Here is a 14,139-nt window from a genome sequence, read left to right as displayed (position 1 = left end):
TGCAACCAAGATGACTGCACAACGTCGTTCCCCCAAAATCTTGCCGATCCTGATTCTCGTTGCGATCGCCGCTGGCGGTTGGTACTGGTGGCACACCAGCCACAGCAGCGCCGCAACGGAAAAAACCACCAGCGAGGAACAGAAAAGCGGTGCAGGTAAAGGCGGTGGGCGTCGTGGCGCAATGGCAGCGTTATCGCCGGTTCAGGCAGCAGAAGCCGTACGGCAGAGCGTGCCGCAGTACCTTTCCGGTTTGGGCACGGTTACCGCAGCCAACACCGTCACACTCCGCAGTCGTGTTGATGGCGAGCTGATAGCGCTGCACTTTACCGAAGGTCAGGAAGTGAAAGCCGGACAGCTGATTGCCGAAATCGATCCTCGTCCTTATCAGGTTGCTTTAACGCAGGCTCAGGGACAGTTGGCAAAAGACCAGGCGACGCTGGCGAATGCCCGTCGAGACCTGGCCCGCTACGAGAAGCTGGCTAAAACCAATCTGGTCTCCCAACAGGAAATGGACACTCAGCGCTCGTTGGTCAATGAATCCCTGGGAACGATTAAAGCCGATGAGGGCAGCGTTGCCAGCGCACAGCTGAATTTAACTTACAGCCGCGTAACCTCCCCTATTTCTGGCCGCGTGGGCCTTAAACAAGTCGATGTTGGCAACTACATCACCAGCGGCGACACCACCGGCATTGTGATCATCACCCAAACGCACCCGATCGATCTGGTGTTCAGCCTGCCGGAAAATGACATCAGCACAATCCTGACGGCGCAAAAAGGCGGCCAGCCGATCCCGGTTGAAGCCTGGGATCGCAGCAATAAAAAACGGCTTACCAGCGGCACGCTGCTGAGTATGGATAACCAGATCGATGCCACCACCGGCACGGTGAAGCTGAAAGCGCGCTTTGTGAATACCGACGACATGCTGTTCCCGAATCAGTTTGTTAATGCCCGCCTGAAGGTCAACACCCTGCAGGATGCGATAGTGATCCCTTCTGCCGCGCTGCAAATGGGCAATGAAGGTAACTTTGTCTGGGTAGTCAACGCAGAAAATAAAGTCAGCAAAAAGCTGATCACTACCGGGCTGCAGGACAGCCAGAAAGTGGTGGTCACCGCCGGACTGGACGCAGGCGAGCGGGTCGTCACCGATGGAATCGATCGCCTGACCGATGGCGCGCAGGTAGAAGTGGTAGCCCCGCAGGCCACGCCGCTGACCTCCGGCAAAAGCGCGCTGCCGTCTAAAGGAGCCAGCTCCTGATGCAGGTCATGCCTCCAAATTCCACCGGCGGCCCGTCCCGCCAGTTTATTCTCCGTCCGGTTGCTACCACGCTGATGATGGTAGCGATCCTGCTGGCCGGTATTTTGGGCTACCGCGCCCTGCCCGTTTCAGCCCTGCCGGAGGTCGATTACCCGACCATTCAGGTAGTGACGCTGTATCCTGGCGCCAGCCCGGATGTGGTGACCTCTTCCATCACCGCCCCTCTTGAACGCCAGTTTGGGCAAATGTCCGGGCTGAAGCAGATGTCGTCGCAGAGTTCCGGCGGTGCATCCGTGGTGACCCTACAGTTTCAGTTAACGCTGCCGTTGGACGTGGCCGAGCAGGAAGTGCAAGCCGCCATCAACGCCGCCACTAACCTGCTCCCTTCCGATCTGCCTAACCCGCCTGTTTACAGCAAGGTCAACCCAGCCGATCCGCCGATCATGACGCTTGCCGTTACCACCACCAGCATGCCAATGACTCAGGTTCAAGACATGGTGGAAACGCGGGTAGCGCAGAAAATTTCTCAGGTTTCTGGCGTGGGTCTGGTCACCCTTGCTGGCGGCCAACGCCCTGCGGTGCGAGTGAAACTGAACGCTCAGGCGCTGGCTGCGCTGAATCTGGACAGTGAAACCGTACGGACTGCCATCAGCAATGCCAACGTCAACTCGGCCAAAGGCAGCCTGGACGGCCCCGAGCGTTCTGTCACGCTGTCGGCCAATGACCAGATGAAATCCGCTGAGGATTACCGCCAGCTGATCGTCTCTTATCAGAACGGTTCGCCGGTGCGCCTGCGCGACGTGGCCACGGTTGAACAAGGTGCGGAGAACAGCTGGCTTGGCGCATGGGCCAATCGCCAGCCCGCCATAGTCCTGAATATCCAGCGCCAGCCGGGGGCAAACATCATCACCACGGCGGACAGCATTCGCCAGATGCTGCCAGGGCTGACCGCCTCGCTGCCGAAATCGGTTGAAGTGAAAGTTCTGACCGATCGCACCACCAACATCCGCGCCTCGGTACATGACGTGCAGTTTGAACTGATGCTGGCGATTGCGCTGGTGGTGATGATCATCTACCTGTTCCTGCGTAACGTTCCGGCGACCATCATTCCCGCCGTTGCCGTTCCTCTTTCGCTGGTTGGCACCTTTGCGGTGATCTATTTCCTCGATTTTTCCATCAACAACCTGACGCTGATGGCGCTGACCATCGCCACCGGATTCGTGGTGGATGATGCGATCGTGGTGATTGAGAATATCTCCCGCTATATCGAGAAAGGCGAAAAGCCGATGGCTGCCGCGCTCAAGGGCGCAGGTGAAATTGGCTTTACCATCATTTCCCTGACCTTCTCCCTGATTGCGGTGCTGATCCCGTTGCTGTTTATGGGCGATATCGTCGGTCGTCTGTTCCGGGAATTTGCCGTCACCCTTGCCATATCAATCCTGATATCCGCCGTAGTCTCGCTGACGTTGACGCCAATGATGTGCGCAAGAATGCTGAGCGTGGAATCGTTGCGGAAACAGAACCGTTTCTCGCGCGCCAGTGAAGCGATGTTTGACCGGATCATTGCCGGTTACGGGCATTTATTACGCCGGGTACTCAATCATCCGTGGATAACCTTAGGCGTGGCGTTTGGCACGCTGGCGATCACCGTACTGCTGTGGATCACCATCCCGAAAGGCTTCTTCCCGGTGCAGGACAACGGCATTATTCAGGGAACTTTGCAGGCTCCGCAATCCGTCTCCTACGCCAATATGGCGGAGCGGCAGCAGCAGGTGGCTTCGATCATCATGAAAGATCCGGCGGTACAAAGCCTGACCTCTTTCGTTGGCGTCGACGGCACCAATCCGGCGCTGAACAGCGGACGACTGCAAATCAATCTGAAACCGCTGGATCAACGTGACGATCGAATTCCCGTGGTTATCGACCGGCTGCAGGCTGAAATAGCGAAATTGCCTGGCGTGAATCTCTACCTTCAACCGGTGCAGGATTTAACGATTGATACCACGGTCAGCCGCACGCAGTACCAGTTTACCTTGCAGACCGGTTCGCTGGAGTCCCTGAGCCTGTGGGTGCCGAAGCTGATTAACGCGCTTTCAACGCTGCCTGAGCTGAAAGATGTCAGCAGCGACTGGCAGGATCAGGGGCTGGAAGCCTATATCAAAGTGGACCGCGATAACGCCAGCCGCCTGGGCATTACCATGGCCGACGTGGATAACGCGCTGTATAACGCCTTTGGTCAGCGTCTGATCTCCACCATTTATACTCAGGCAAATCAGTATCGAGTGGTGCTGGAGCATGATACGTCCGCCACGCCGGGTCTTGCGGCGCTGGATGGCATTCGCCTCAACAGCACTTCTGGCGGCATGGTGCCGTTAAGCGCCATCGCCACGATTGAGCAGCGCCATGGTGCGTTGAGCATTAACCATCTGGATCAGTTCCCGTCCACCACCTTCTCGTTCAACGTCAGCAAAGGTTATTCGCTTGAACAGGCGGTCAATGCAATCAGCAAAACCGAGCAGGATCTGGCGATGCCGGCGGAGATCATGACCGAGTTTCAGGGCAGCACGCTGGCCTTCCAGGCCGCGCTGTCCAGCACCATCTGGCTGATTGTGGCGGCGGTCGTGGCGATGTATATCGTGCTTGGCGTGCTGTATGAGAGCTTTATCCACCCGATTACCATTCTCTCTACCCTGCCAACGGCAGGCGTAGGCGCGCTGCTGGCGTTAATGCTTACCGGCCATGAGTTGGATGTGATAGCCATCATCGGGATTATTCTGTTGATCGGTATCGTCAAGAAAAACGCCATCATGATGATCGACTTTGCGCTGGCCGCCGAGCGTGAACAGGGAATGGCCCCGTATGAAGCAATTTATCAGGCCTGTTTACTGCGTTTCCGCCCTATTCTGATGACCACCCTCGCTGCTCTGCTGGGCGCGCTACCGTTAATGCTCAGTACCGGCGTAGGCGCAGAGTTACGCCGTCCGCTGGGCGTGGCGATGGTTGGCGGCCTGGTGGTCAGCCAGGTTCTGACGCTGTTCACCACGCCAGTAATTTATCTGCTGTTTGACCGCCTGGCCCATGCCACCCGCCGCCGCTTCAGCCAGGAGGAGGCGCAGTGAGGTTTTTCGCGCTGTTTATCCATCGCCCGGTAGCGACGATTTTACTGACCATCGCCATCCTGCTGGCAGGCGTATTGGGTTTCAGGCTACTGCCTGTCGCCCCGCTGCCGCAGGTTGATTTCCCGGTGATCATGATCAGCGCTTCGCTGCCTGGCGCCTCACCGGAAACCATGGCTTCATCGGTAGCTACGCCGCTTGAGCGCTCGCTGGGTCGTATTGCTGGCGTCAGCGAAATGACCTCCACCAGCTCGTTAGGCAGTACGCGTATCATTCTGGTATTCGATTACGACCGCGATATCAACGGCGCGGCAAGAGATGTTCAGGGCGCGATAAACGCTGCGCAGAGCCTGTTACCAACCGGGATGCCAAGCCGGCCAACCTACCGTAAGATCAATCCCTCAGACGCGCCAATTATGATCATGGCGCTGACCTCGGAGACCTATTCGCAGGGCCAGCTTTATGACTATGCCTCCACCCAGTTAGCGCAAAAGCTGTCGCAAATCGACGGTGTGGGCGATGTCACTGTTGGCGGGAGCTCGCTGCCTGCCGTGCGTGTCGATCTTAATCCCCAGGCGCTGTTTAATCAGGGTGTTTCGCTGGATGCCGTGCGTGAAGCCATTTCTAATGCTAACCAGCGCAGACCTCAGGGCGCGATTGAAGATCATCAGCAACGCTGGCAGCTGAAAACCAATGACGAACTGCAAAAGGCGGCGGATTACCAGCCGCTGGTGGTGCATTACAACGCGGGCGCAGCAGTGCGGCTGCAGGATGTGGCTAACGTAACGGACTCCGTCCAGGACGTGCGCAACGCCGGGATGTCGAAAGCCAAACCCGCCATTCTGCTGCTGATCCGCAAGCTGCCCGAAGCGAACATTATTGATACGGTTGATCGTATTCGCGCTGAAGTCCCTGAACTCAAAAATAGTATTCCGGCCTCAATCCATCTGGAAATTGCCCAGGACCGCTCTCCGACCATCCGCGCTTCACTGGCTGAAGTTGAGCAGTCTTTGGCTATCTCTGTCGGGCTGGTGATTCTGGTGGTGTTTGCCTTTTTACGCTCAGGCCGCGCGACGCTTATCCCGGCGGTAGCCGTGCCGGTTTCGCTGATTGGCACCTTTGCCGCGATGTACCTTTGCGGCTTCAGCCTGAATAACCTGTCGTTAATGGCGCTGACTGTCGCCACCGGATTTGTGGTGGATGATGCCATCGTGGTGCTGGAGAACATTTCCCGTCACGTAGAGGCCGGGATGAAGCCGCTTCAAGCCTCGTTACAGGGCGTGCGGGAAGTGGGATTTACCGTGCTGTCGATGAGTCTGTCGTTGATTGCCGTTTTCCTGCCGCTGCTGATGCTGGGCGGCTTAGTGGGTCGCTTCTTCAAAGAATTCGCCGTCACGCTGTCGGTGTCGATAGCCATCTCGCTGGTCATTTCCCTGACGCTAACGCCGATGATGTGCGCCAGGCTGTTACGGGCACATCCACAACGTGACCAATCGCGGATTCGTGGCTTTGGCAGAGTGCTGAACGGTATTCAGCAAGGCTATGGCCGATCGTTAAACTGGGTGTTGAATCACTCCCGCTGGACGCTACTGGTGTTCTTCGCCACCATCGGCCTGACGGTCTATCTGTATATCTCCATCCCGAAAACCTTTATGCCCGAGCAGGACACTGGCCGCGTGATGGGCTTTATTCAGGCGGATCAGAGCATCTCGTTCCAGGCGATGCGCGGTAAGCTCGAAGCCTTTATGAAGATTGTCCGTGAAGATCCGGCTGTAGATACCGTGGTGGGTTTCACCGGCGGTTCACGCAGCAACAGCGGCTCGATGTTTATCTCCCTTAAACCGCTGAGCGAGCGCAGTGAAAATGCCCAGCAAGTGATTGCCCGGCTGCGCATCAAGCTGGCTAAAGAGCCTGGCGCGAACCTCTATCTGATGGCGGTGCAGGACCTCAGGGTTGGCGGACGAGAATCTAACGCCGGCTATCAGTACACGCTATTGTCAGACAGCCTGGACGACCTGCGGATCTGGGCTCCTAAAATCCGCCAGGCTTTTGAGGCGCTGCCAGAGCTGGCCGACGTCAGCTCCGATCAGCAGGACAAAGGCTCAGAAATGGCGCTGACTTACGATCGTGAGAGCATGGCAAGGCTGGGAATTGATGTAGCGGATGCCAATGACCTGCTGAATAACGCCTTCGGTCAGCGGCAGATTTCCACCATTTACCAGCCGCTGAATCAGTACAAGGTGGTGATGGAAGTGGACCCGCGCTACACGCAGGACATCAGCTCACTGGATTTGATGTACGTGATCAACAACGAGGGCAAAGCGATTCCGCTCTCTTATTTCGCTAAATGGTTACCGGCTAACGCGCCGTTGTCGGTGAATCATCAGGGGCTTTCTGCCGCCTCAACCCTCTCCTTTAACCTGCCGGAAGGGGTGTCGCTGTCTCAGGCTTCCGAGGCCATTGACCGCAGCATGACATCGCTGGGCGTACCAACCACGGTACGCGGAAGTTTTGCCGGCACCGCGCAGGCCTTTGAGCAAAGCCAGAACAGCCAGCTGTGGTTAATTCTTGCCGCCATCGCCACGGTGTATATCGTGCTGGGCATTTTGTATGAGAGCTACGTGCATCCGCTGACCATCCTCTCCACGCTGCCTTCTGCTGGCGTCGGCGCGCTGCTGGCGCTGGAACTGTTCAGTGCGCCGTTCAGCCTGATTGCGTTAATTGGCATTCTGCTGCTGATCGGTATCGTGAAGAAGAACGCCATCATGATGGTCGATTTTGCGCTGGAGGCGCAACGCAACGGCGACCTGACCGCGCGTGAAGCCATCTTCCAGGCCAGCCTGCTGCGTTTCAGGCCGATCATGATGACCACGCTGGCGGCGTTATTAGGTGCGCTGCCGCTGGTGTTAACCTCGGGTGACGGTGCAGAACTGCGCCAGCCGCTGGGCATTACCATTGTCGGCGGGCTGGTAATGAGCCAGCTGTTAACGCTATACACCACGCCGGTGGTCTATCTGTATATGGATAAACTGCGACGCAGACCGCGTCAGGAACTGGTTCAGTCATGAATACGCTGCCTTCCACCGTGCGCTGGCAACTGTGGATCGTTGCCTTTGGCTTCTTTATGCAGGCGCTGGATACCACCATCGTTAACACGGCCCTGCCCTCGATGGCGATCAGCCTGAACGAAAACCCGCTGAATATGCATTCGGTTATCGTCTCTTATGTGCTGACAGTCGCGGTGATGTTGCCGGTTAGCGGTTGGCTGGCCGACCGTTTCGGGGTCAGAAACGTGTTCTTCAGCGCCATCGTGCTGTTCAGCGTCGGCTCATTGTTCTGTTCACTGGCCACCTCGCTGGACCAGCTGATTATGGCGCGCGTGGTGCAGGGTATTGGCGGCGCAATGATGGTGCCGGTGGGTCGGTTAACGGTAATGAAGCTGGTTCCACGAGCCGAATATATGGCGGCGATGACCTTCGTCACTCTGCCAGGCCAGGTGGGTCCGCTGCTGGGTCCGGCGCTGGGCGGCGTGCTGGTGCAATACGCCAGCTGGCACTGGATCTTCCTGATCAATATCCCGGTCGGCCTCATTGGTGCCATTGCCACCCTAAAATTAATGCCTAATCTGAGCCTGCCACCGCGAAAATTCGATTTTGTGGGCTTTATTCTGCTGGCGGCGGGAATGGCCACTTTAACCCTGGCATTGGATGGACAACGAGGTTTGGGCGTTTCTCCGCTTTTACTCTGCTTGTTTATCCTGATCGGCGTGTTTTCCCTGCTGTTCTACCTGATGCATGCCAGGGGAAATGAGCGCGCACTCTTCAGCCTGAAGCTGTTTGATAACCGCATTTATTCGATTGGATTGCTGGGCAGTTTTACCGGACGCATCGGCAGCGGCATGCTGCCCTTTATGACGCCGATCTTCCTGCAGGTTGGCATGGGCTATTCGCCGCTGCATGCGGGGCTGATGATGATCCCAATGGTGCTCGGCAATATGGGCATGAAGCGCATTGTGGTGCAGATCGTTAACCGGTTTGGCTACCGCAACGTGCTGGTAGGGGCCACCCTCGGTCTGGCGCTGGTGGTGCTGCTGTTCCCCGCGGTGGCGCTGATGGGCTGGGATTACCTGCTGCCTGTGGTGTTGTTCTTGCAGGGAATGGTTAACGCCATCCGTTTCTCCTCCATGAATACCCTCACGCTGAAAGAGCTGCCGGACGATCTCGCCAGCAGCGGCAACAGCCTGCTGTCGATGATTATGCAGCTGTCGATGAGTATTGGCGTAACGGTGGCCGGGCTGATGCTGGGCACCTTCGGCCATCAGGCCGTAGCGGACAGCGCTGCGGTGCATCAGGCCTTTATCTATACCTATCTGTGCATGGCGGTAGTGATTGTTCTGCCCGCCCTGGTGTTCTGGCGCGTGCCGCTGGATGTCAGTAAAAACGTGGTGTTGAGCCGCAAGAGGAAGTCTTAATGTTTGCAAAATTGCGTATCGGCATCACCGCCAAGCTGTTCGCCGCTATTTTTTCTACCTGTCTGCTGGTGCTGATAACCATGCACTGGGGCGTGCGGCTTAGTTTTGAACACGGTTTTATTGACTACATCAAGAAAGGTAACGAGCAGCGGCTGGTGATGCTCAGTGACGCGCTGTCCGATCAGTATGAACAGCACGGTAACTGGGACTTCCTGCGCCATAACAACAAGCTGGTGTTCCAGATCCTGCATTCGCTGGAACAGAATCCGGACTCCAGCTCTCAGCTTCCTCCGCACGGCTGGCGTACGCAGTTCTGGATTATCGACCAGCAATACCATGTGATGATCGGCCCCCGCGGCCCGGTGCCACCAGAAGGTTCCCGCCGTAACATCACCACCAGCGACGGACATATTGTCGGCTGGGTGATAGGTTCACCGCCGGAGCGGCTGACCCGCAGCGCGGACATCAACTTTGATCAACAGCAAAAGCGTACCAGCTGGATAATATCCGGACTGGCGATGCTGCTGGCCGCGCTGGTGACCTGGTTGATGTCTCGTGGGTTGCTTGCGCCGGTCAAGCGTCTGGTGGAAGGCACTCATCAACTGGCTGCCGGGGACTTCACCAGCCGGGTTCAGGCCAATAGCCGGGATGAGCTGGGCCGTCTGGGCCAGGACTTTAACCGGCTGGCCAGCACGCTGGAGAAAAATGAAAGCATGCGCCGCGCCTTCATGGCCGATATTTCCCATGAACTGCGCACGCCGCTGGCGATCCTGCGCGGGGAGCTGGAAGCGATTCAGGATGGCGTACGGAAACTGACGCCAGAGTCGATTGTGTCGTTGCAGGGTGAAGTCAGCACGCTGACCAAACTGGTAGATGATGTGCACCAGCTTTCCCTGTCTGATGAAGGAGCCCTCGCCTACCGCAAATGCAAAACGGATTTGGTGCCGCTGGTTGAGCTGGTCGCCAGTAATTTCACTGGCCGTTATCAAAGCCGCAAGCTGTCACTGGATCTTCGCCTGCCAGAGGAGGCTCCGCTGTTTGGCGATCCGGATCGTTTAATGCAGCTGTTCACCAATCTGATGGAAAACAGCCTGCGCTATACCGATGCAGGTGGCGGCCTGACCGTGACGGTGGTGTCACAACCGGACCAGCAGATCCTGCATTTTGAGGATACCAGTCCGGGGATTACCGACGAGCAACGTCAGCAAATTTTCGAGCGATTCTTCCGGGCTGAAAGCTCACGTAATCGCGCCAGCGGCGGCTCCGGGCTTGGCCTGGCCATTTGCCTGAACATTGTTGAAGCCCACGATGGCACCATTGTTGCGGATCACTCCGATGCCGGAGGACTGAAAATTACGGTACACTTACCCTGCAAGACTAACTAAAGAGGTGTGTCACCTCTTGTTAAGCAGATGAGTGTTATGGAACAGGAAACGCTTGCCCCGCTGATTTTAGTGGTTGAAGACGAACCCAAACTTGGCCAGCTGATGGTGGATTATCTGCAGGCTGCCAATTACCGCACCCACCATCTTCTGCGTGGAGATGAAGTGCTGGAGTGGGTAAAACAGACGCCGCCGGACATGATCCTGCTGGACCTGATGCTGCCAGGCATGGATGGCCTGACGCTGTGCCGGGAAATCCGCCGCTTCTCCGACCTGCCAATCATGATGGTCACCGCCAAAACGGAAGAAATTGATCGCCTGCTTGGGCTGGAAATCGGGGCGGATGATTACATCTGCAAACCGTTCAGCCCGCGTGAAGTGGTTGCCCGAGTGAAGACCATCCTCAAGCGCTGTAAACGCACGCTGGAAGAGGCACAAAAAGCCTCGCTGCTGGTGATCGATGAAAATCGCTTCCAGGCCAGTTGGGATAAAGGTCCACTGGATCTTACCCCTGCGGAATTCCGCCTGTTGAAAACCCTCGCTCAGGAGCCTGGCAAGGTCTTCTCCAGGGAGATGCTGCTCAATCATCTTTATGATGACTACCGCGTGGTCACTGACCGGACCATCGACAGCCACATTAAAAACCTGCGCCGCAAGCTGGAACTGCTCGATTCTGACCAGCCCTTTATCCGCGCGGTGTACGGCATGGGCTACCGCTGGGAAGCAGATGTCTGCCGATTGATCTAGGTCAATTTACATTCCCCGCCCAACCTTTTACAATTCCCGCATATTTTGTAAGGCCGTCTCTGACGGCCTTTGTTATTTCTCATCCGAAACCAATAATCCGATGTTCTCTGCCTCCTTCACACTCTTTCCCATTTGGATGTCGAGTGGCAACAAGGCGGCAAGCACCTTCATCTTCAGGAGCTTGCTTTAGTCAGTGACTGGGGGGGAGGTGAGCAGCCAACACAGTTGCAGCTCGGAAGACATTGGGAAACTTAAAGAGAAACTCAACAGTGAAACCTGAGCTTTTGTCGCCTGCTGGTACGCTCAAGAACATGCGCTTCGCCTTCGCTTACGGAGCAGATGCCGTCTATGCGGGTCAGCCGCGTTACAGCCTGCGGGTGCGTAATAACGAATTCAACCACGAGAATCTGGCGCTGGGGATCAACGAAGCCCATATGCTGGGCAAGAAATTTTATGTGGTGGTCAACATCGCCCCGCACAACGCCAAGTTGAAAACCTTTATTCGCGATCTGCGTCCGGTGATTGAAATGGGGCCGGACGCGCTAATCATGTCCGATCCCGGTTTGATTATGCTGGTGCGGGAAGCGTTTCCGCAGATGGACGTGCATCTCTCGGTGCAGGCCAACGCGGTGAACTGGGCGACGGTGAAATTCTGGCAGCAGATGGGGCTGACAAGGGTGATCCTCTCGCGTGAACTGTCGCTGGAAGAAATAGCCGAGATCCGTGAGCAAGTGCCAGAAATGGAGCTGGAGATTTTCGTCCACGGCGCATTGTGCATGGCCTACTCCGGCCGCTGCCTGCTTTCCGGCTACATCAACAAACGCGATCCGAATCAGGGAACCTGCACCAACGCCTGCCGCTGGGAGTACAAGGTGCAGGAAGGCAAGCAGGACGAGGTTGGGCAGATCGTGCATCAGCATCAGCCGATCCCGGTGAAGACCGTTGAGCCAACGCTCGGTGAAGGTCAGCCAACCGACCAGGTTTATCTGATTGAAGAAGCTAAGCGTCCTGGCGAGTACATGACCGCCTTTGAGGATGAGCACGGCACTTACATCATGAATTCGAAAGACCTGCGCGCCGTGGCGCATGTGGGTCGCCTGACGCAAATGGGCGTTCACTCGCTGAAAATCGAAGGCCGCACCAAATCGCATTACTATTGCGCACGCACTGCGCAGGTATACCGCCGTGCGATTGATGATGCCGCCGCTGGCAAACCGTTTGACGAATCGCTGCTGGACACGCTGGAAGGTCTGGCGCATCGCGGGTATACCGAAGGTTTCCTGCGCCGCCACACGCACGACAGCTACCAAAACTATGACTACGGACATTCAGCTTCCGATCGTCAGCAGTTTGTCGGGGAATTTACCGGTGAGCGCCGCGGGGATAAAGTGCTGGTTGAAGTAAAGAACAAGTTCAGCGTCGGCGACAACCTGGAGCTGATGACCCCGGAAGGGAATATCAACTTCGATCTGCCAGCGATGGAAAATACCAAACTGCAGCCAACCGAAGTGGCACCAGGTAACGGCCATTTCGTCTGGATCAGCGTGCCGGAAGAGATCGACCTCACCTTCGCGCTGTTAATGCGTAATTTTCCGCAAGCCCCAGCCAGCCAGCTCGCCGGGTGAATGGCGAAGGAAATTAGCGGAGCAGGAGTAAACCGGCAGGCCTTAGATCACGCATCCTGCGGCACGGCCTGCTGCATCCGCTACTATTTTGATAATTTTGGTTTAATGCACAGTCTGTACACTTAAGTAACTTCAGGTTACTTTTATTAGAATTTGATCACATAACCTGAAGCCTTTCCTGGCTAGAATGCGCCTTGTCAAAAACGAGAATTCGAAACGGCAGTCTTTATCAGGAACCACCTCCTTGGCCCGTCCGGCTCCCCCGGACGGGCTTTTCTTTTGCCTCTGCGTCCCACGCTTTTCGTCGAAGGTGCAATATGTGCTATAACTGAAGCACTTTTGGGCCTGAACGGGTCAGTACTGACGGGAAGACAGACATGGAAAAACACCCTATTACGCTGGTGATTTTGAACGGTAAAGGCGCCGGCACTGAAGACCTGCGTGAAGCCATTTTTGCGCTGCGCGAGGAAGGTTATTCCATTGAGGTTCGCGTCACCTGGGAGCACGGAGACGGCGAGCGTTACGTCAAGGAAGCGGTAGAGATTCAGGCTGAAACCGTAGTGGCGGGCGGCGGCGACGGCACCATCAATGAGATTGCCACTGCGTTGGCGAATATTGAAGCCTCAAAGCGCCCGGTTCTGGGCATTATTCCACTGGGCACGGCCAATGACTTTGCCACTTCAGCCGGTATTCCGCTGGAGATGGAGAATGCATTACGGCTGGCGATTGTGGGCAAAGCGACCGCCATCGATCTGGCGCGTGTTAACCAGACGCATTACTTCATTAATATGGCAACCGGCGGTTTTGGCACCCGGATCACCACAGAAACCCCGGAAAAGCTGAAGTCAGCCCTTGGCGGTGTCTCCTACTTTATTCATGGGCTGATGCGCATGGACACGCTTAAAGCAGACAGCTGTGAACTGAGCGGCCCGGACTTCCGTTGGCAAGGTGATGCGCTGGTGATCGGCATTGGCAATGGGCGTCAGGCTGGCGGCGGTCAACGACTTTGCCCGACAGCGCTGATCAATGACGGCAAAATTGAGCTGAGCATTGTCACCTCTAAAGAGATCCTGCCAACATTACTGAATTCTGTTATTGGGGGTGATGATGACAATCCTAACATCATCCGCGCGTCCCTGCCGTGGCTGGAAATCACCGCCCCGCACGAGATGACCTTCAATCTGGACGGCGAACCGCTAACCGGCACCTCATTCCACATTGAAGTGATCCCAAACGCCATCGCCTGCCGCCTGCCGCCATCATGCGAGCTGCTTGCCTGAGTTTAGGAGATTGCTGCTGCGGGATCGTAAGTTGACTGAATGGCCTGGCGGCCAAGTTAGAGTGAAGTAAGCGCTGTAGGATCGTAAGTTGGCTGGCTGCTCTGGTGACCAAGTTAGAGTGAAGTGGGCGCTGTATGATCGTAAGTTGGCTGGCTGCTCTGGTGGCAGGTCAGGGAGAGAGAGTTGAACATAAAGACGCCGTGAACCCATCCGTGGGGGCTCAGCTGCGACGTCCATGTCGCAGATGCTTTACTTATCAACTC

The 14,139-nt window shown here is 56.4% G+C and carries 8 protein-coding genes; all 8 read left to right on the top strand.

Annotated elements, in window-relative coordinates:
• The first annotated feature begins 10 nt into the window (after positions 1-10).
• Positions 11-1,255 carry an MdtA/MuxA family multidrug efflux RND transporter periplasmic adaptor subunit gene (locus WCC56_RS07970; protein ID WP_424691860.1) on the top strand — a complete coding sequence of 415 codons (1,245 nt, stop codon included), beginning with the start codon at positions 11-13 and terminating at the stop codon, positions 1,253-1,255.
• Positions 1,255-4,374, top strand: coding sequence for an MdtB/MuxB family multidrug efflux RND transporter permease subunit (locus tag WCC56_RS07965; RefSeq protein WP_424691859.1), 3,120 nt, complete (start codon positions 1,255-1,257; stop codon positions 4,372-4,374). Before WCC56_RS07970 ends, WCC56_RS07965 begins: the two co-directional genes overlap by 1 nt.
• Positions 4,371-7,439, top strand: a complete 3,069-nt coding sequence (gene mdtC, locus WCC56_RS07960) for a multidrug efflux RND transporter permease subunit MdtC (RefSeq protein WP_424691858.1) — start codon at positions 4,371-4,373, stop codon at positions 7,437-7,439. Before WCC56_RS07965 ends, mdtC begins: the two co-directional genes overlap by 4 nt.
• Complete coding sequence (locus tag WCC56_RS07955; RefSeq protein WP_424691857.1) at positions 7,436-8,842, top strand: MFS transporter; 1,407 nt, start codon at positions 7,436-7,438, stop codon at positions 8,840-8,842. The genes mdtC and WCC56_RS07955 overlap by 4 nt, the downstream gene beginning before the upstream one ends.
• Positions 8,842-10,227 (top strand): two-component system sensor histidine kinase BaeS, encoded by a 1,386-nt coding sequence (baeS, locus tag WCC56_RS07950; RefSeq protein WP_424691856.1) that lies wholly within the window; start codon positions 8,842-8,844, stop codon positions 10,225-10,227. Before WCC56_RS07955 ends, baeS begins: the two co-directional genes overlap by 1 nt.
• Positions 10,228-10,263: 36 nt before the next feature.
• A complete protein-coding gene (gene baeR / locus WCC56_RS07945; protein ID WP_424691855.1) occupies positions 10,264-10,971 on the top strand; it encodes a two-component system response regulator BaeR in 708 nt (235 codons plus the stop codon).
• Positions 10,972-11,240: 269 nt separating this feature from the next.
• Positions 11,241-12,596, top strand: a complete 1,356-nt coding sequence (gene yegQ, locus WCC56_RS07940) for a tRNA 5-hydroxyuridine modification protein YegQ (RefSeq protein WP_424691854.1) — start codon at positions 11,241-11,243, stop codon at positions 12,594-12,596.
• A gap of 377 nt (positions 12,597-12,973) precedes the next feature.
• Positions 12,974-13,876 carry a lipid kinase YegS gene (gene yegS, locus WCC56_RS07935; protein ID WP_424691853.1) on the top strand — a complete coding sequence of 301 codons (903 nt, stop codon included), beginning with the start codon at positions 12,974-12,976 and terminating at the stop codon, positions 13,874-13,876.
• Positions 13,877-14,139: the final 263 nt, after the last annotated feature.

The sequence above is a fragment of the Erwinia sp. genome (assembly GCF_049696395.1).
In the GTDB taxonomy this organism is placed as follows: Bacteria; Pseudomonadota; Gammaproteobacteria; order Enterobacterales; family Enterobacteriaceae; genus Erwinia.
Note: the sequence above shows the minus strand (reverse complement) of the source record. Positions and strands in the feature narration are given on the sequence as shown.